Origin of the sequence: Psychrobacter sp. SCQQ22 (assembly GCF_015864605.1) — a bacterium.
Classification (GTDB): Bacteria; Pseudomonadota; Gammaproteobacteria; order Pseudomonadales; family Moraxellaceae; genus Psychrobacter; species Psychrobacter fozii.
This window is the reverse complement of the sequence record NZ_JADYWZ010000007.1, coordinates 39,294-57,766: the sequence shown is the minus strand read 5'-3', so window position 1 is coordinate 57,766 and position 18,473 is coordinate 39,294. Positions and strand designations below refer to the sequence as shown.

Annotated in this window: 14 protein-coding genes and 1 pseudogene; 9 read left to right on the top strand and 6 right to left on the bottom strand. The window is 37.5% G+C overall.

Features of this window, described 5'->3' with window-relative positions:
* Positions 1-26: 26 nt before the first annotated feature.
* From I6E84_RS10280 to I6E84_RS10270, 3 genes are read right to left on the bottom strand one after another with little or no spacing between them, the layout of a single operon-like run.
* On the bottom strand, positions 27-1,907 hold the full coding sequence (locus I6E84_RS10280; protein ID WP_197217872.1) for a hypothetical protein: 1,881 nt from the start codon (positions 1,905-1,907) through the stop codon (positions 27-29).
* Positions 1,904-3,853, bottom strand: coding sequence for a hypothetical protein (locus tag I6E84_RS10275; protein ID WP_197217870.1), 1,950 nt, complete (start codon positions 3,851-3,853; stop codon positions 1,904-1,906). Before I6E84_RS10275 ends, I6E84_RS10280 begins: the two co-directional genes overlap by 4 nt.
* Positions 3,846-5,258 (bottom strand): site-specific integrase, encoded by a 1,413-nt coding sequence (locus tag I6E84_RS10270; RefSeq protein ID WP_197217868.1) that lies wholly within the window; start codon positions 5,256-5,258, stop codon positions 3,846-3,848. The genes I6E84_RS10275 and I6E84_RS10270 overlap by 8 nt, the downstream gene beginning before the upstream one ends.
* A 341-nt stretch (positions 5,259-5,599) precedes the next feature.
* Here I6E84_RS10270 and I6E84_RS10265 point away from each other — a divergent pair, with 341 nt between their 5' ends.
* A complete protein-coding gene (locus I6E84_RS10265; RefSeq protein ID WP_197217866.1) occupies positions 5,600-6,544 on the top strand; it encodes an Arc family DNA-binding protein in 945 nt (314 codons plus the stop codon).
* A 588-nt stretch (positions 6,545-7,132) separates the two neighbouring features.
* Here I6E84_RS10265 and dcm read toward each other — a convergent pair.
* Positions 7,133-8,353 carry a DNA (cytosine-5-)-methyltransferase gene (gene dcm, locus I6E84_RS10260; protein WP_197217864.1) on the bottom strand — a complete coding sequence of 407 codons (1,221 nt, stop codon included), beginning with the start codon at positions 8,351-8,353 and terminating at the stop codon, positions 7,133-7,135.
* A 93-nt stretch (positions 8,354-8,446) separates the two neighbouring features.
* Here dcm and I6E84_RS10255 point away from each other — a divergent pair, with 93 nt between their 5' ends.
* A complete protein-coding gene (locus I6E84_RS10255; RefSeq protein ID WP_197217862.1) occupies positions 8,447-9,271 on the top strand; it encodes an MspI family type II restriction endonuclease in 825 nt (274 codons plus the stop codon).
* Positions 9,272-10,017: 746 nt separating this feature from the next.
* Here the strand turns inward: I6E84_RS10255 and I6E84_RS14290 are convergent.
* A pseudogene (locus I6E84_RS14290) lies at positions 10,018-10,260 on the bottom strand (elongation factor P hydroxylase); the annotation flags it as partial.
* A gap of 338 nt (positions 10,261-10,598) precedes the next feature.
* On the opposite strand from I6E84_RS14290, the gene I6E84_RS10245 reads away from it, so the two are divergent.
* From I6E84_RS10245 to lysM, 6 genes are all read left to right on the top strand, one after another.
* Positions 10,599-11,192 carry a YceD family protein gene (locus I6E84_RS10245; protein WP_197102316.1) on the top strand — a complete coding sequence of 198 codons (594 nt, stop codon included), beginning with the start codon at positions 10,599-10,601 and terminating at the stop codon, positions 11,190-11,192.
* A 336-nt stretch (positions 11,193-11,528) separates the two neighbouring features.
* Complete coding sequence (gene rpmF, locus I6E84_RS10240; RefSeq protein ID WP_068408434.1) at positions 11,529-11,711, top strand: 50S ribosomal protein L32; 183 nt, start codon at positions 11,529-11,531, stop codon at positions 11,709-11,711.
* A gap of 415 nt (positions 11,712-12,126) precedes the next feature.
* Positions 12,127-13,095: an ACP S-malonyltransferase gene (gene fabD, locus I6E84_RS10235; RefSeq protein WP_197217860.1), complete on the top strand. Its 969-nt coding sequence runs from the start codon at positions 12,127-12,129 to the stop codon at positions 13,093-13,095.
* Positions 13,092-13,820 (top strand): 3-oxoacyl-ACP reductase FabG, encoded by a 729-nt coding sequence (gene fabG / locus I6E84_RS10230; RefSeq protein WP_110923959.1) that lies wholly within the window; start codon positions 13,092-13,094, stop codon positions 13,818-13,820. Before fabD ends, fabG begins: the two co-directional genes overlap by 4 nt.
* 269 nt (positions 13,821-14,089) lie before the next feature.
* Entirely contained in the window at positions 14,090-14,326 is a 237-nt protein-coding gene (gene acpP, locus I6E84_RS10225) for an acyl carrier protein (protein ID WP_010196746.1), read from the top strand.
* A 290-nt stretch (positions 14,327-14,616) separates the two neighbouring features.
* Positions 14,617-15,126 carry a peptidoglycan-binding protein LysM gene (gene lysM / locus I6E84_RS10220; RefSeq protein WP_197217858.1) on the top strand — a complete coding sequence of 170 codons (510 nt, stop codon included), beginning with the start codon at positions 14,617-14,619 and terminating at the stop codon, positions 15,124-15,126.
* Between the two features lie 87 nt (positions 15,127-15,213).
* On the opposite strand, the gene queG is transcribed toward lysM, so the two are convergent.
* The gene (queG, locus tag I6E84_RS10215; protein WP_197217856.1) at positions 15,214-16,452 is read right to left on the bottom strand and encodes a tRNA epoxyqueuosine(34) reductase QueG; all 1,239 of its coding nucleotides are present in this window, start codon (positions 16,450-16,452) and stop codon (positions 15,214-15,216) included.
* A 207-nt stretch (positions 16,453-16,659) separates the two neighbouring features.
* On the opposite strand from queG, the gene I6E84_RS10210 reads away from it, so the two are divergent.
* Positions 16,660-18,459, top strand: a complete 1,800-nt coding sequence (locus I6E84_RS10210) for an NAD(P)H-hydrate dehydratase (RefSeq protein ID WP_197217854.1) — start codon at positions 16,660-16,662, stop codon at positions 18,457-18,459.
* The last annotated feature ends 14 nt before the right edge of the window (positions 18,460-18,473 follow it).

Genomic DNA, 18,473 nt, shown 5'->3' with positions numbered 1-18,473 from the left:
TAGACTCTGGCAGAAACACAGCATTTTCACAGCTGATGCATGCAGATGCATGCAGATGCTAAGATACCAGCGCCTTTGTCACAAGGTTTAATGGACATGCATCCGCTAACTAAAGTAGTTCGATAGCGAATTTTTCCGTTTTTAACCGCCTTCTTAGTGCTATTTCTATCGTCTAAGAATTTAGGGAGTTTATTCTCTGCTCGTTTTTTTTGTAGATTTTTGCCAGCCGCACCCGCTAGAGTTACACCGCTATCTAACAACTCATGTAAATTATCTGACTCTACTCTTGCTTTGGCTTCCTGCCACTCCTTTTTCATAGCGATAACTTCAGGACCATTTCCTAAAATATTTATTGCTCTGGAGTTTGAGTCAGTGTAATAGACTGTCATTATCATGCTTATATGCTTTAGCTGAGATTTGAGAGTAGGATATGAAACATAACCACTAGAGGCAGCATATACAGCTAAAGAGCGCCTAAACTGATGAAAACCTAAAGGCCAAGGCTCACCTAATTTAACCTTATTAGATAATTCATCACCGTATAAAAAGTTACTGATTTCCTCTAAGTCCTGTTCTGAAACTAATAGGTGCTCTGATGACATAATTCTTTGAATAAGGTGTGTATTGAATGCAGTCGTTGCATAATCAAAATGCGGATGATGTTTGCCAAACTTTCCATTTTCAATCGATAGAAATAAAGGTAATTTGCTATCATCTGTTTCTATTTGGCTCTTATTACCAGACCATTTCAAAGCACCTTTTACGATGAGTTTAGCTGCGTTAAAGGCTTCTTCAACAATTGAGCCTGTCACCCACTTTGTAAATTTCGGTACTCCATTGCTTTCAAGTTTTGTCGTAGTTGACCATATTACAGGTATGTTCCCATTGTCGGAATGGATATATTTTAGCCCATCGAAAGGAATGGCTAATATTTCGCTTTTTCGCATACCTGTAAACGCAGCTATGATAAAAGCGCATTTCATTTGTATTTGACCTAAGCTGATTGTCAAACCTGACCAACTAGCATCCTTGATAATATCTAGATCTTCTAATTCCAGTAAAATGTTGGCCAGCTCCGTATCTGCTTCTATAGCAGTTTTCCAACGAACACTAACCAAACTCCTTTGTGAATCATTGAGCTTGCTTACAAACATACACTCATCTGGTCTTAATGTTTCGTCTCTTGCTTTAGTACGTGCTGAAAAAACATATGATATCTTTTCAGCATATTTATTAAAAACTTGCAAACTCTGAATGGTATCTTTTAGAAGATTCTGGTAAATGCGTGAAGGAATAATCATAGTTTGAAGAGTTTGAGAGGTCTCAGGAAAAGACTTTCTAGTTTTTTTTAGCTTGTGTAAAAATCCTTCTGAAGGTTTTAGATTACACCAAAATTTATCCTGATTTAAAACAGATGCTGTATCAATGAACCTTTGTATCTTACCTAAGTGTAAACCTATTTGTTTTTCTGAAGAGAGGTTGGTAACTAGAAAATTAATTGCATTAGCGTCAGTAAATATATCGTCGAAGTCAATATTATTGTTTACACAATAGCTAACTAAGAAAGAGATAGCGACTAAATCACCATTTAATTTTGACATAGAACATCCATTCACCTCACAAATCCAATTCAAAGCAAATATTTTCAAAAACTTAACTGCTGAGTTAAATTTATTGCTATCGATAGTATTAAATGTGCATAGGCTCTGAATTTTATATTTAAAGTTAATAGTTTTAGGGGAATTGCTAGTAGTACTATAGTCCCAAATATCATCAGAGAACACTGATAATGCTTCTCCATTTTTAGAGAGGGTTACAACTAAATCTGATACAGGTGTTTTGATCAAATCTTTGGATGTAGGTTGTATTTCTTTGACAAGCGATTCACGCATCATTATTTTGGTCATAATTTCATTCCCTTGTCATTTTTTTGAGATACTAATGTCAAAAACTCTATATGATTGCTCCAATATTTATCATAAATTTGCATATCTATATTCTGTTTAGCATCATCAATTAGGGTAATGACTTCATTGTTCTTTTCTTGAAGAACATTAATAATCTCCTCAATTCTATATAGTGATGGCTCTATAGCAGTGAGATGATGCTCAGGATCGTCACGAATTTCAGAAGATTTCAGTAAGGCTTCTCTTAGACTTAATAACTTATGTATGTCTTCAAAATCTATGTGGACTACAAAGTATTCACAGAACAAACAACTCTCAAAAGTCGCACAAGAGGGAGCAGGGGCTTCGTTATTGAAACCTACTGCCCTAACAGGGTTGTTATCTGATAAGTTAGAACAAGAGCCTGTTGGTATCCGTTCTGTATCGTATTCAGTAGAAGTCTTAATTGATATAACTTGTCTATTGGTTCTATTAGACCTAAGAATTGTATTACTCATTTCTTCATGATACTGATTCATTTCCATAGCTTGCGATTCGATATCAATCGAAGAGTAAGATTTGGCTACTATAGCTAAAGAGTTATTAAGCTTTCTAGCTACTAAGGATAGGTTTCCATTAGAGTGCTTTATATAATATTCCGCACATAGGTTTCTAATGTTTCTAGCAGTAATTCGTTTCAATCCTTTAAAAAGAGGAGAATTCTCGACAGTAGAACTACGTGAAAAACGTTTTAATTGACCGTGTTCGCCAATACGCACAAATAAGTATTCTCCACAATCTCCAGAAAGGCCAAAGCTATCGACCCATTCTCTAAGTTTTAAGTACTGTATAAGATAACGTTTTAACTGAGGAGGAGCGGAAAATTCAATCTGTCTACCTGCTCGATATTTATGTTTTCTAGCAAAAGTTGATAAACCAAGATTTTCTATATTTAAATCAAATATTTTTAAATCAAGTGTGGGTTGTATGTTGGCAGCAGTAAAAGTGAGGTATATGTAATAGAAGCAGTATGTACATAGATTGTAAGCATAAGTTTTTCTGCAGTCTAATTTCTCACTGATCCATTTATTTCTATGATTTATTAAGGTATCTCTATAAAAGTATTTTTGGGAATATTCGTTAGCATAATAATGCGATAAAATAGTTTTGATTTCATCAAAAGGTAAAGGTTTTCCATTGTTATCGAAACAATTAGGTAGTTTTTTTATGCCGGATGGTTGAGTTGAGTCCCAATAATAATTTTTACTTGACGATTTCTCTAAAGAGATAGGTATAGGGTAGATTTTATTTAGTATAGCGTCCGAAAATTCATTAAAGTAAGTAATGCAGGTCTGTAAATAACATTTAAAGTCTTCCAATGAAGCTTCTCTTTCTTTACCGCTATATCCCATATAACGGTGCTTTGGAATAATACTAAGCATATCATTATCAGATAATTCATAAGCTATTTTTATAAAATCTCTTGCAGTATTGAGTTTGCCATAAAGAGTTGTAGCACTTATAGAATTTTCACTTAAACGCGCCTTTTGGTAAAGAGTAATTTGATAATACTTATAATTAGATATTAAGTCATCTAGAGTAAGAGGCTTAGAGCCTTTAAAATCACAAAAATCAAAGAAATATCTTAGTGTGTGAAGGTGTCCTCGCACAGTCTCATCTCTCAAGCCTTTTTGAAGTATTTCCTTAAGATATTTCCTCAACCATTCAACTCGCTCTAAAGATAATGTTGATTTGTCAACTAAACCAGTTATGTAACGTTTAGTTCTGTGACGCAAATTACCAGAACTATTTTCTCTTTTTATATAACAGATTCTACCAACATCAACTTTAAAGATAACACCGTCAGATCTCGAGCCTACAATCACTGTATATTGAGGATGAATAATATCATCTGCTTGTTTTGTATTTATCTCGATGAGCTGTCGGTCACAAAAAGAATTAGACATAATATTTACCTTTATCAAATGTTACGCCAAAAGTATCTTGTATATCGTTAAACTCATTTATTTCAGAGTCAAATTTTAGATAGGCTTCAGTGGTTGTTAAGCTTCTATGATTTAACCTTTGTCTGACATGATCAAATATTTTAGAGTCGGGGTAGCCCTTAGTTCTAAGGTTTCTAACTATATTCATCCCATAGGTAGCACGCAAATCATGGAATGAGAAGTCTTGAAGATTAGGTTCAAATTTTTGAGCTTTATCAATAAATCTCTTTATCTCGTTTCTCAAAGATTGACCATTCTTAGGAACCATGACTGGAGCTTTAGTGTTCCAAATTGATTGAGGATTATTACGATCTATAAGTTCTCTTTCAGCCGTCAAATAAGGATTACCAGTGTTAGTCAGAAATACATAGTTATCTTCAGTTCCACTATAAAAACTATTTATTTTATTCCTTCTATTTTCAGCTCTTTCACAATCTATATATGTTGCTAAACGATAAATTAGACTACGTGTAAATATTAAGCGGTTTAGCCTCCCACCTTTTGAGTCCGTTTTGTGTCTGTATCCAGTTTTTATCACGGCATGTTCTGACTCCGAATGTCGTTCCAGATAATCAAGAGCGGTTTTAATACAGGCTACAGAAAGGGTGCATACGCTTTGTTGTCTAGCTCCTGTTTCAAGAGCTATTCTTATCATTAGCTCTAGTTCTATTGATGCATAATCATTATCAAATGCCTTGAAAATAATTTCTTGTTCTTCAGGACTTAGAGGACGCAAACTACCGCCATCCCTTAGCCTGCCTAGTGATGGAATAGGTTGTCTACTGCTTTTTAATTTAAGGTCATTTGTCATAACGCTGATGCGTTTAGAGAGACCAACATTGTTGTTAATAGCTATTGAAATACTTCTTTCTGTGAAAGGTTTATTTTCAATATCAGATGAAGGTATCAAAGCTTGATTCTGTATATAGTTATAGAAATGAACAACAGAGGATAAAATGGTATTAATGTACTCAGCACTAAAGTCATGCTGTTCTATTACAGACTGCAGGAAAGATCTGAACTTGTGTGGGACTCTTTGCTGATATTGAGTGGGTAAGTCTAAAAAATGTTGGTTGCTATGCTCTAAATACCGAAGGTAGTATTTTAAATGAATAGCTCTAGCAGATAAGGTCTTCATGTTTGAAAGATTAGGGGTATCTAGTTGACCTATTAAATACAGGTTGGCTATCTTCCAAGGCAAACCATCTGATTGAATAATGACAGGCATTTTGAAGAAGTAGTCAGATCTGCTTAAAGAGCTAAAACTATATGTAGTTTTTGACCAATTTACTTTCTTCAATTTGAAGCGACTTAAGTAAATTACTTTAGCATTAGAGTCAAAAAGGTCTTTAAGAGAAGGTCTCATATTATTATTCACTAGTGCTTTGCAAAAATTGGTTTAATCTCATTAACTTTCGTAGCAATTTAATGTTTTCTTTTTGCTAATAGCTCATTACGCTCCTTTTCTTTCGAGATCAACTTCTCTACATATTTGGAGAGTGAATGGAATTGATTCTTTGCATCGTTGACAGCAAAATCTTTTAAGTTTTTTGGTATTCGGACGTTCATCTGTACAGTATGTTTAGACATTAGCGTCTCTTAGTATTTTAGTTACAAATAATGTTAGCATAATGCTAACAATGCTACAATACCTATATGATAAAATCATTAAGTTTGCTGCTTACAACTTTTATCTGGAACTTATGAATGTCAAAAAATGTACAGTTCAACTTAAGAGTTCCTAACGAATTAAAAGCTCTCATCTCTGAAGCTTCAAAAAATAGTGGGCGCTCAATCAATGCTGAAGCTCAATATCGTTTAGAGCAATCCTTTGAGAGTCAAGGTGGAAGTTACATTGAGGCTATTGATGAGTTAAAAGACTTTTTTGATGCTCATTTGCGTAACGATCGTTTAAAGCTTCTGGCTAACAAGCTGAAATTTCTTTTGAGTGAGTCTCAAGCAGCTAACAGCTTTTATACGCCAAGTATTTCAAGGATTGCTGAAGCATTCGGATATGATAGAGTTGGTATGATCGAAGATTGGTTTGAAGGTCGCAAGGAGCCATCATTTGAAGAATTAAAAAGGCTAGCAGATTATTTTGGCTGCCAATCAGACTGGCTACTGCATGATGAAAATAAACCCTTTGTGAAAGAGCAATTTGAATTTGGTCTTGATATTGAAGACAATGTAAATCGTCTACTAAAAGGGAATGATGATAATGATGTTAAATCGCTTTGGTTTGCCCGTAATAATACAGAAAATGGTGAGTTAGTTATTATCAAGCACTGCGACAGTTGGCGTGGCTTGATTTTAGACACTCGTGTACATGTCAGTAATAAGGTTGGTATAGGCGGTTCTGAGGACAGAGCCTTATTATCTTTAACCCTAAAATATTTATGCAAGCATCATCTTCAAAAAATCAAAGGAGCATTGATTTCAGAGCTAGACTATAACGAACTTATTTGGGCAAAAGAGAATCCAATTAAAATTATTGATAAATATCACCACAACCCTTGGATCGAAGATATGTGGGACAGTTCAATGTATTCAAAGAAAAGTAATAACTATTGGAAAGGATGGCATGAGATGTGTATGTCTAATGCATTCTACATCCGTGAGAGTGAGCGATTATCTAAAATAATTGTACAGTGACTTTGTTTAAACTAAGTATTTAATCAAAACTTATCGTTCTTTATAAAAGGGCAAAGCTCAATAAAGAGATCGCTATTCGTAGCGATAAGTATGAGCTTGCTAAAATTAAGGCACAATTGCACATACTGATAAAGAACAGTATTGAATACTCAAAGGTAGTCGCGAGCGATAGTGATGACCGTTAAATTCTCTGACTATAGTAAAGGCAAAGCGAGTGGCGTTTTAAACTATCTACTGAAAAAGAAGAGGGGTAAAGGCGATCTCTTATACCTAAAGTGTCTCAAAAGTATTGTACGGGGATCCTGTGCTTACTAAGCATTTAATTAATCCAACTGATAGAGATGCAAGAGTTCAGCTGAGTCCAAGCAATTGGTATCTACTAAATAAATTAAGCAAAAGCTGGGAACGGCTGCACCAGCTCCTGCAGAAATTTATAATACAAGTTTTAGATCAAGATTTTAATATTAGTTATATAAAAGACCTCTTGCATAAGTCATCGCTAGCCCTTGTAACTCCGTCAGTGGAAGTCAATAAACTGATACTTTTGCAAGAGGTCTAAAGTTTAGAAAAATCTTTTAATAAATCAATTTACTTGCCACTCAGTAATGGCACTATTGAAGCAGCCATTTCCTCAATAACAGGAATAACGACTGAGTTACCCATCTGCCTATACATTTGAGTTCTAGAAACAGGTATTTTGAAGTCTTTTGGAAATCCCATTAGAGCTTTACATTCATTTTCACTGAGCAAACGAATACCCGTTTCGCCATCTTTAACAAAAGTTCCTGTCAGCCTCTGAATTTTGTGGTAACTCGCTACTAGCGTTTTAGTACTGCCTCTTGTTTGCTGATCTATCAAGGTGGGCTTACCATCATCTATTTTGAATAGATAACTTTTTTGAAGATGCTTAGAGATGGTATATCCCTGTATGTCTTTTTCTACAAAATCCCCGATATTTGACTCAATCATCGGCGGTTTCGGAAAAGTAAATTCTCTTGTATGATCTAAGTAAGCTACTAAATAAAAGCGCTTTCTACTTTGAGGGACACCAAAATCACTTGCATTTAATATTTTATAATCGACTTTATAGCCAAGTGTTCCTAATGTCTTAATTATAATATCTAAAGTTTCTCCACCTTCATGATTAACTATTCCAGGAACGTTTTCTAGAAAAACTACCGAGGGCTTTTTTCGTTCTAAAATTCTAACTATTTCATGAAACATAGTGCCTTGAGTTGGATGTTCAAACCCTTCTCTTTTCCCAATACTACTAAAAGGTTGGCATGGAAAACCAGCACAGAGCACATCATGATCAGGAACTGCATCTATATCTAGCGTAGTAATGTCTCCAAAAGGAACAATGCCGAAATTAGAGTAGTATGTAAATTGAGCAAATTTATCTTTTTCAGATGAAAATACGCAACAACCTCCATTTCTCTCAAATCCTTGTCTAATTCCTCCAATACCAGCGAACAGATCGATAAAAGTAAACTTTGCGTCCTTAGCTTTAGCTAGTTCCATCACGTGAGTGTCTTTAGCTAACTGTTCACCATTCTTTTCAATTTGACGTAATGTAATAGATTCATTATCAGTCTGGTTGTTAACTTCCAAAATAAGGGAGTCTATATCTAACTCATCTTTCAGGTTTTCCTTCAAAGAAAAATAATAGGCCTCATGCATTTGAGTTTTTCCTGACTCCCACTGTTGCCATGTTTTACTACTTACATTGAGCATTTCAGAAATTTTCTTCTGTGTTAGCCCTACCTTTTTGCGAATTAACTTCAAGTGAGTGGGAGAAACTATAATCATACGGATTTTTACCTAAAAAAGTTAACATTCTCCGTGTTTAAGCAAAGTAAGTCAATATGAATTAACCTTTCTAATTTAAATAAGGTTAATTTTATGAGCTTGATAGACGTACAGAATAATAGTCATTTGTTAAATCAATTATATAATCAATATGATTTAACAATGATAGCTGGTGCAGGACACCTGACGGATAAACTGGGTGATGTATATGAACATTTTGTATTGAAAATATTTGAAGATAAAAGAGTAGCAATGTCATGGGCGGTAGGGACGGTTGAAAGATACATAGTAGACGCTTTGCTATTTAAGCTAGGCTTTACATTTAATGACATAGTAGGGTTAAAAGCTTCTAATGACGGTATACCTCTTACCGCTAGAAATGGAACACCAAAAACCGATGTATATCTTACATTCGATTTAACAGATGGAAGCACTCACTTAACTCCCATAAGTGTCAAGCAATCTACAGTGAGAAAAGTAGCTATTGCAGAATATAGAGTAGAGGATATTGTAACTGCACTAAATATCCAAGACCCTACTCTTATCCAGCTTTTAATAAAACATCAAAGAGATGCAAGCGCAATAAACTTTAGTCTTGCTGAGAAGCTTCAACTGACAGCTCTCTTAGCACCTCATGCAGATAGTCTCATTAGATGGTGTCTTACACTCAACCCAAATCGAACAGTGCAAGATATTCTTCACCCAGAATACCTTATTAGATTTAGTTTAAACCACCCAAGTAAATTTCCAAATCAAAGGTACTGTTTTAATTTAGTAGAAGTCTACAGCATAGATGAATATATATATTCTATAAGGTATACGGCTAATGGAGCGTTAAAGGCAGGTGGCTTTGGTACAGGATTGAGTTGGACTTATGCAACAGGTAGCAAGGGAACGAAAATACAGCTAAAAGGTTAACTTGAAGAAATTAAGGCGTGTTGAACATTTGACTATGGTACTGATAGAGACAATCAGGTGTTAAAAATAGTAATTTTAGTCATTCCAATCACCTTTCTTAGCAATGAAATGGCAAAAAGGATTACTGTCTTTGCGATCTGATGTTAAAACGGCTCTGTACTGCGCTATGAACCTTGTTAAAGCATATGCATTGCCACTATGTCTAGAATAGTTTTAGCGTCCTACAGTGCCTATTTGCGAATGCTCAACACTCCTCATTAAATTACGCCCTGATTTATGAAACTCTTCTAGATTCTGTATAACTGTAACTACAGCTATGATTTTGAACTACTTTGATTTTATCGGAGGTTGAGCTATTTGAGTCAAGTAACGATACCTGACAAAGTTAAACTATTATATGTCGCTCTTCAAGCTACAAAGCTGATCAATGATCAATGTTGTTGTTCAGTTACGTTTATTAATCAGTTTATCTATTCAAGAATTGCTAATTCAAATTTCCTATTTAATAAATTGTAGGGTAGATAAAGCACTATTATGTTTTGCAAGAGTGAGTACAAGTAATACTAATATTTGCATAAAAAAGGTTGTAGTTACAAAATATAGACAATATTCTTTTCACCTCTAATTATCCAATATTATATCACCTAAAAAATGATAGTTTCGATTTAGATGCTTATGAGTAATATTGCGATGTACACTATTAGGTTAGGAGGTTTCTAGCATGTCAACCTATAAAGAGGTGTGTGGACTTCATGCAATGCACTGGCAAAAAACCCATGAGCAAATTCAATTCTTGCGGGTTCATTGTTTTGGGCAGGAAAGTATTCGGGTTCACCTTCACTACGCACCAATATGACTTTTTGATCAGCAAATAAAGTATTGAATAATTGAATGAGCCAGTCGGTAGCTACTCGCTCATTATTATCAGCTAATTGTTGGTCGTTATCGTCAGTTTCGGTAGTAGCTAGGCCTTGCCATTCATTTCTCAGGCGCTCTAACGCTCTATTCCTCTCAAGATATAATGAATCGGTAGAAGTGGAGTTCATATCACTGGCCAACTCGGTAAGACATTTCAGTAGTATTTTTGCTTTAGAGGATGAGAGTAAGTTAGCAAAGTCAATTTTATTGTTAAACGAATTCATAAGTGAAATACTGGTCAGATAAATGGTAAAAATGAAAACTATCACCTTAGTATAAAGGCGAAGAACAGGTCATGTTAAATCGTGCCAATATCAAAAATATTAACATACTAGCGCTAGCGTCATTCAATGCTTTCCGTTAGTATGGCAGGCAATATTATACACCGTTTTGATGAATGAGGCCGCGCATGTCAAGCACTCCAGAAAGTAAACCGTCAGCAATGCATACTGATAACAAAAAAGTGCCGTTACCTACCAGCATGCCCGATTCTATTTCTTTAGATAAGTGGGCAGATACTGGTTATGAATGGTCAGGAGAAGTAGAGCCAAGTGCGTTCAAACGTCTGGCGCTTATTTTAGCTACTGAACACGAGCAAGAAAAAATACAGCTCAGTGCTAGCTTGTATCGCCGTAATAATGTCTTACATTTGACATTTACATTAACTGGTCAGGTTTGGCTAACTTGTCAGCGCTGTCTGCAGCCAGTGTCTATCGATTTGTCTGATGATTTTAATATTGCTTTGCTTGAAAAAGAGAGCCAAGTACGCTTAGTGAATGAAGAGCAAGATTATTTATTACTTGATGAAATCATTACAGAGCAATCACCAGAGAAGCTATTGCCATTCAAGAAATTGGTTGAAGACGAGATACTACTCAAGACGCCAATGTCACCAAAGCATGATGACTGTGAGATGACGGTAGAGCAATTTGGTGAGATTCCAGAAGAAGAAGAAACAGAAAATCCTTTTGCCGCTTTAGCCTCGCTAAAAGGCAAGTTGTAGTTTCATTAAAAGCAATTCACATATAAATGTACTACTTAATGAATTTGTGATACCTTTCATCAGCTTTCTACAGAAGAGTGAGATGCAGGGCTTTATTAATCCATTAAACATGCGTATAATGTCCGGTTTATTGCATTCTAGCAACAAGTTGCTTGCTGATAGAAGCTGACTATGCAAATTTACTATAGATTTTAGACATAGTTAGCATTTTATGTGAGTGGCAATCTATTTAACTAATGATGCGTAAGACTTAGGTTGTTGTGATTATATGGCCTCTGTCAGTATCGATTAAAGCTGAATTTCAAGCTTATCCCTTTTAAGTATAGGAGCTATATCATGGCTGTTCAAAAAAGTCGTAAAAGCCGTTCTCGTCGTGACATGCGCCGTTCACACCATCGTATGGAAGTGGCTGAGCTGAGCATTGATGCTACTACTGGTGAAAAACATCGTCGTCATCACATGACTAAAGATGGTTTTTACCGTGGTCGTCAGTTGTTCAAGGTAAGTCAAGACGCCTAAGTTGTTTGTTAGCTAATGCAAAAGTAGTCATAGTACTGGTGACTATTATTGCTTTTGCATAGCTGTATCAAGCAATGAGTTTTGAGCTAAAGAAAGCCAAGTTATTTCGCTATCATATATTATGTGGCTAGATAACTTGGCTTTTTGCTATGGTTTTTTAAAATAAATATTTTATTTTTAGCCTTTAGTAAATATGAAAGTGAACTGATACAATCTATTATTACAATTTTAGTGATATTCTCTGCTACACCAGTTTAGGTGGCACTCACTATGATAATAGAGCCTGTCAGTGTATAGTTCACTAACAGCTAATTTTTCGAAAAATAACGAACGCAACGGCTCTGTGTAGTACCTAATAATATAACAACTCCCATTATTTTTAGGGATGTTTCCAATTGAATAAGGAATATTGGTTATGGCCTCTGTACCCGATATGGCAAAAAAGAAGCCTTCGCGGATCGCGGTAATTTTCCCTGGTCAAGGATCACAAGTCGTTGGTATGACGAGTGAGCTTGCTGAAACCTATCCAGAGATTCGTGATACTTTCGCTGAAGCAAGTGATGCACTTGGTGAAGACTTATGGGCAATCTGTCAGGATGAAGAAAAGCTCAATCAAACCCACTATACTCAGCCAGCATTATTGACGGCTAGCATAGCTATCTGGCGAATCTTGAAACAGAAAGTAGTCACAGAGCCTTGTTATTTAGCAGGGCACTCTCTAGGTGAGTATAGCGCGCTCTGTGCAGCTGATGTGATATCGCTTGCTGATGCAGTAAGACTGGTTCATAAACGTGGTCAGTTAATGCAAGAGGCTGTTGTAGGAATTGATACAGCGATGGCAGCAGTATTAGGTCTTGAAGACAATCGGGTCGAAAATTTATGTGAGCAAGCGACTGAACATGTTGATGGCGCGATTGTTGGTGCAGCCAACTTTAATAGCCCAGGCCAAGTCGTTATATCAGGTAATGCCGATGGCGTTAATGCTGTTATTGATAAAGTAAAAAATACCGGTAAGAAATCTGTTCCGCTAAAGGTTAGTGTTCCATCGCATTGCGCACTAATGGAGCCAGCGAGTAGTGCTTTGGCTGAAATTTTGGCAGACATCAAATTTGAGCAAGCCACGATTCCTGTTATTCAAAATCGTCATGCACGTGTCGAAACCAGTGCGTTGGGTATCAAGCAAGCATTGACTGAACAGCTAAGCCAACCTGTATTATGGTCAAAAACCATGCAAGAGCTGGCTGACAAGCAAATTAATATTTTAATCGAGTGTGGCAGTGGTAATGTATTGAGTAATTTGGCGAAGCGTCAAGCCCAGCCAATTGCCAGCTATCCTACTGACAAACCTGCCCGCCTTGAGAAATTAATGGAGTTATTATCATGAGCCGTACGATTACATTAGTAACAGGCGCGAGCCGTGGCATTGGCAAAGCTGTTGCCAAACGTTTTGCTAAAGAAGGTCATTTTGTCATTGGTACAGCGACGACTGAAAAAGGCGCTGAGCTTATCGATGACTATCTTCATGACAGTGGTGGTATTGGTCGAGTCTTAGATGTACGTGATACGGCGCAAATTGATAAATTGTTTGAAGAGATCGAAAGCGTCTATGGTGCGGTACAGGTACTGGTCAATAATGCTGGTATCACGCAAGACGGCTTGCTAATGCGCATGAAAGATGATGACTGGGGCAATGTCATAGACACTAACTTAACGTCAGTATATCGCATGAGCAAACGTGCTGTACGCGGCATGATGAAAGCCCGCCGTGGCCGCATCATTAATATTACCTCTGTAGTCGCGCAGATGGGTAATGCAGGTCAATCTAACTATGCTGCAACCAAAGCAGGTGTAGAAGGGTTTAGCCGTACCTTAGCGCGTGAAATTGGCTCACGTCAAGTGACTATTAACTGTGTCGCTCCGGGTTTGATTGAAACAGATATGACGGATGAGCTTGATGAGCGTCTGCTAAACTCGATGTTAGATGCTGTCCCTATTAGCCGTTTAGGGCAGCCAGAAGACATCGCCGCAGCAGTGCATTTCTTGGCCAGCGATGAGGCCAGCTATATCACAGGCGCTGTTATTCCTGTCAATGGCGGCATGTATATGTAAGTGACGCACAAGTGTTACATAGTGATAATAAAAAACTGTGTGAACGAGTGTAAACTATAATAAAGGGTGCTATAATGACGGACACTTTTAGGCCAAAGCACTGTATGATAGCAGAGCTTTACCAGACATTAGTCAAAACGTATAATCCGTTATAAAGCATTCAGATAGCGATACTAATCTGAAAGTCTCACTTATATACAATGCTATAGAATCTAATAATAGAACTATAGTGGTTTGTCAAAATAATAGATCAAAAAGGAGAAATCTACATGAGTAATGATACCGAGCTAAGAGTTAAAGCTGCAGTAGCTGAGCAATTGGGTATGAACGTTGAAGAAATCAGCAATGATGCTTCATTTATGGAAGACTTAGGTGCAGATTCATTGGATCTAGTTGAATTGGTTATGTCATTCGAAAGCGATTTTGGCATCACTATTCCTGATGAAGATTCAGCAGAACTAACGACTGTTCAAAAAGCAATTGATTACGTACAAGCACAGCTATAATTCTATATTAGCTTAGCAAGTTTTGTATTGCCGCTTATCTTAATTGATAAGCGGTTTTTTTATGTCTTGTAAAATGAGCTTTCCATATGAGTAAATTGTATTTATTAACATAAGCTACGTCGATTCAACATTATTCAACATACTATTACTAGCCAGTTCAACTACCTTTGTCTATACTCATCTTGGTAAGCAGTAATAAGGTATGACGAAATTCAGGTGTTTACCTCACTATTTGATTTTATGCGTCATCGAAAATAATGATTAATAATAATATTTTAAGGAGCAGTTATATGGGTATGTTCAGTTTTGCAAAAGACATCGGTGATAAAATTTTTAATCGTGATGAAGCCGAGCATAATGCTAAATCAGAAACCAAAGCAGATGCTAATACACCAGTACAGAGTAGTGAGCCTTCAGCGCAGTCAGTCGCTAATATCTTGCTTCGTCGTGTTCAGCAGCAAAATCTAAATATCAGCGATCTAAAGATTAAATATAATGGCTCAACGGATACTGCTGAGATCAGTGGTAAAGCCAAAACACAAGCAGACCGCGAAAAAGCAATCATCGCAATTGGTAACGTACAGAATGTTGCAAAAGTCATCGATAATATTGATATCGAAGAAGATGCTCCTGAGTCAACCATGTATACGGTTAAGTCTGGCGATAACTTATCTAAGATTGCCAAAGATGTTTATGGTTCAGCAAGTGACTACATGAAGATTTTTGAAGCAAACAAGCCAATGCTTTCTGATCCTGATAAAATTTATCCAGGCCAAGTATTACGTATTCCTAAGCCATAATATTCGTAACTAATAGCACAAAAATATGCGCTAATAAAAATGCCTCTTATTTATAAGAGGTATTTTTTTGTTTAGACAAATACAAGCTTAAGACTCAATAGCCTTTAATTTATCTTGCTGCTCAGTTATTGCCCAAAGGATATGTTCATCTAATATCTCATTGTGTACACCCAGTTTTGACTGTAACTGAGCAACAGTATCTGTACTGGCATTGGCATTTCCAAGTCCAATTGCAATATTGCGTAAAAAGCTAACATAACCTGTGCGCCTTAGTGGACTGCCTTCAGTCTTTTTCATAAAGTCAGCTTCTTGCCACTGCCATAGTTCAAGTAGGCTACTACTATCAAGGTTGTGCCGTGGTGCGAAGTCTTCTACAGGTGTGATATTGGCATAGCGATTCCAAGGACAGATAAGCTGACAGTCATCACAACCAAAGACGCGATTACCAATCGCTCGGCGGTACTTGGTATCAATGGTACCTTTATGCTCGATAGTGAGGTAGGAGATGCAGGCTGAAGCGTTGAGCTCATAGGGTGCAACAATTGCTTGGGTAGGGCAAATATCAATACAGGCGCTACAGCTACCACAATGCTCTTTGATAGGTTGGTCATCTGGCAACTCAAGGCTAATAAATAGCTCGCCCAACACAAAAAATGAGCCTGCTTGTTTATTAATGAGTAGCGTGTGCTTACCTGTCCAGCCAAGACCCGCAGCGTCGGCAATAGGGCGCTCAAAGATAGGTGCAGAGTCGCTAAATGGTCGAAAGATAAAATCTCGCTCTGACCCAATATTGAGATGTTGCCATTCAGGAAGCATTGTTTCTATTTTTAATGCCAATTGCTTTAAACGACTACGCATTGTTTTGTGATAATCACGTCCTCTGGCATAACGCGCAATGATACCTTGGTTGGGAAGATCATTGTCAGTGACAGCACGGGGTTTCGGTGCTTGAGTCAGGTAATCCATACGAACGCTGATGATAGTTCTTGCACCATCGACCAATTGCTCAGGGTTCGCCCGTAGCTCATGATTGCTGTGCATAAACTGTAGCTGTCCCTCGTAACCTTTCTCTAACCATTGCTGCAGTTGTACAATTTGTTTAGCAAACAAAGGGTGGTGCACGGATAGAAAGCCGCAGTCAGCAAACCCTAGCGCCTGTGCTTGAGTCTTGATCCATTGTTTGACGTCTGTTGTGGTAGAAAATGTTGATGTGTTATTGAGCGCAATCTTGTTTGCGAGTGCATCATCAATAGTAGCGGTTCGTTGTTGGCCAGCTACTTGTTTGGTAGAAGATATTGGTAGGCTTGGTGTAGATGAGTTATTCATGTGTAATAGTAAGCGTTGATGTGAGTACCGTTATGATAAGCGAGTGAGCCAATAGCGCAAGCATAAAAGACAATAAACTCGCATTCATATTGATACACAAGTCAAAGCTGGCTTTTGCTAAGCTAGGATATGTCTTCATATCAATGAGGCAATATTAAGCGTCAGAATAATATAAAACAATCTAATAAAAACAGTTGAGGGCAAGTCATGCGAATACACGGTCATTCATTCATCAATAAGAAACACCCTGTAGCGCTATATAGTAGTAAACAGCTCTACGCAATGGAGCAAGCATGGTTTGATGAAGGTCATGATAGTTTCGGACTAATGCAACAAGCAGCTTGGCAAATGGCGAAGCATATCGAGCAGCTTTATGAGAAAAAATATTCAAACCATCATTCATCAGAATCTGCTAATTTTTTTCATCGTCATAACGTTCAGTATCGGGTGAGTATCTGGGTAGGAAAAGGCAACAATGGCGGTGATGGTTGGCTGATTGCATACTATCTCAAGCAAGCTGGCTGGCAGGTACAGGTAGTCACAGTGGGTTTTGAGGATAGTGATTTTAGCAATAGCGACTCTGATCAAGTTAGTTTTGATAAAAGTGATATAACGAAAAATTCTAATAGCAAAAATTCAATAACAGATGCCCAAAAGGCTTTACAGGTAGCACGATCTGCTAATTGCAAGTATGAGCGCTTTGAAGATAGCCAAAATGATTTGAGAGCAACAGCGCTACAAACTGATGTCTATATCGATGCACTATTTGGTATAGGGCTGGATCGTAAACCTGAAGGTATCTATAAGCAGGTAATTAGAGCTTTTAATGAATTAACGGAGCAAAATAATGGGCTGGCCATTGCGGTTGATATTCCAAGTGGTGTGGTTGCTTCGACTGGTGAAGTGTTCGACCGTATAGCGATACAGGCGGATGCAACTTTATGTTTGATTGCGCGGAAATTTGGATTGCATACTAAAGACGGGGTAGATTATAGCGGGCAGGTAACCGATATACCGCTGATACCTTATCAGGTAGGCAATGTAGCGTTTGAGCCAGTAGCCAAATTGATTACTACTGGATATGCTCTCAGTCCACGGCGTCAAAATAGCTACAAAGGGAGCTACGGCCACGTACTGGTCATCGGTGGTAATCGTGTTGATGGCTCACAAGGTATGGGCGGGGCAGCGATACTGTCTGCCTCAAGTTCGATGGCGGCAGGAGCGGGTAAAATCACTGTTGCCTGCCACGAAGCCTTTCATAACGCACTGTTGACGTCACTACCAGATGCCATGACTATCAATTTGCATGATACTCAAGGTGTGCAGCACTTAATCAAGGCAGCCAGTGTGGTAGCTATTGGTATGGGGTTGGGCCGTGACGATAAAGCACAGGCATTATTCGTAAATTATATACAAGCTGCTATGACAGCGAAAAAGCCAATAGTTATAGATGCTGACGGGCTTTATCACTTGGCATCGTTACAGTTGAAAAGTGATAAATTCATCACCCAATTGCGAGAGTATAGTACTGATAATGAGGTTTTTTTAACACCGCACAGTGGTGAAGCTGCTAAGTTGCTGAATAAAAAAATACATGAGATAGAGTCAGATAGATTATCAGCCATCAAACTATGTGCGAAGACGTATGGTGGCAATTGGGTGCTCAAAGGTGCAGGGTCTTTGGTTTTAGAGAGTGGCTTAGATCAACAGCAGATCTATGTTTGTGGTGTTGGTAATGCTGGCATGGCAACCGCTGGTATGGGCGATGTGTTGTCTGGTGTCATTGCTGGGTTGTTAGCACAACAGGATTTGGAGCCGGAGATGCGCAGTTTGCATCAAGCGGTTATCATACATGGGTTAGCAGGGGATATATTGGTTAGTCAGACGAATCAATATAATAGTGGCAAGAGTGATCGCGGTCATCTCTTGATAGGACAACGAGGGCTACAAGCTCAAGATATGCCAGTAGCCATTCGTCATGTTATGCAGTTGCTGGTTGATTCCTAAAACTAGCGTTGAGA

What these genes read in the sequence shown, in the direction of transcription:
- I6E84_RS10265 (WP_197217866.1), top strand. Translation starts at nt 5,600, where the DNA reads ATGTCAAAAAATGTACAGTTCAACTTAAGAGTTCCTAACGAATTAAAA.
- fabG (WP_110923959.1), top strand. Translation starts at nt 13,092, where the DNA reads ATGAGCCGTACGATTACATTAGTAACAGGCGCGAGCCGTGGCATTGGC.
- I6E84_RS10280 (WP_197217872.1), bottom strand. Translation starts at nt 1,907, where the DNA reads ATGACCAAAATAATGATGCGTGAATCGCTTGTCAAAGAAATACAACCT.
- I6E84_RS10255 (WP_197217862.1), top strand. Translation starts at nt 8,447, where the DNA reads ATGAGCTTGATAGACGTACAGAATAATAGTCATTTGTTAAATCAATTA.
- rpmF (WP_068408434.1), top strand. Translation starts at nt 11,529, where the DNA reads ATGGCTGTTCAAAAAAGTCGTAAAAGCCGTTCTCGTCGTGACATGCGC.
- lysM (WP_197217858.1), top strand. Translation starts at nt 14,617, where the DNA reads ATGGGTATGTTCAGTTTTGCAAAAGACATCGGTGATAAAATTTTTAAT.
- I6E84_RS10270 (WP_197217868.1), bottom strand. Translation starts at nt 5,258, where the DNA reads ATGAGACCTTCTCTTAAAGACCTTTTTGACTCTAATGCTAAAGTAATT.
- queG (WP_197217856.1), bottom strand. Translation starts at nt 16,452, where the DNA reads ATGAATAACTCATCTACACCAAGCCTACCAATATCTTCTACCAAACAA.
- I6E84_RS10275 (WP_197217870.1), bottom strand. Translation starts at nt 3,853, where the DNA reads ATGTCTAATTCTTTTTGTGACCGACAGCTCATCGAGATAAATACAAAA.
- fabD (WP_197217860.1), top strand. Translation starts at nt 12,127, where the DNA reads ATGGCCTCTGTACCCGATATGGCAAAAAAGAAGCCTTCGCGGATCGCG.
- acpP (WP_010196746.1), top strand. Translation starts at nt 14,090, where the DNA reads ATGAGTAATGATACCGAGCTAAGAGTTAAAGCTGCAGTAGCTGAGCAA.
- dcm (WP_197217864.1), bottom strand. Translation starts at nt 8,353, where the DNA reads ATGATTATAGTTTCTCCCACTCACTTGAAGTTAATTCGCAAAAAGGTA.
- I6E84_RS10210 (WP_197217854.1), top strand. Translation starts at nt 16,660, where the DNA reads ATGCGAATACACGGTCATTCATTCATCAATAAGAAACACCCTGTAGCG.
- I6E84_RS10245 (WP_197102316.1), top strand. Translation starts at nt 10,599, where the DNA reads ATGTCAAGCACTCCAGAAAGTAAACCGTCAGCAATGCATACTGATAAC.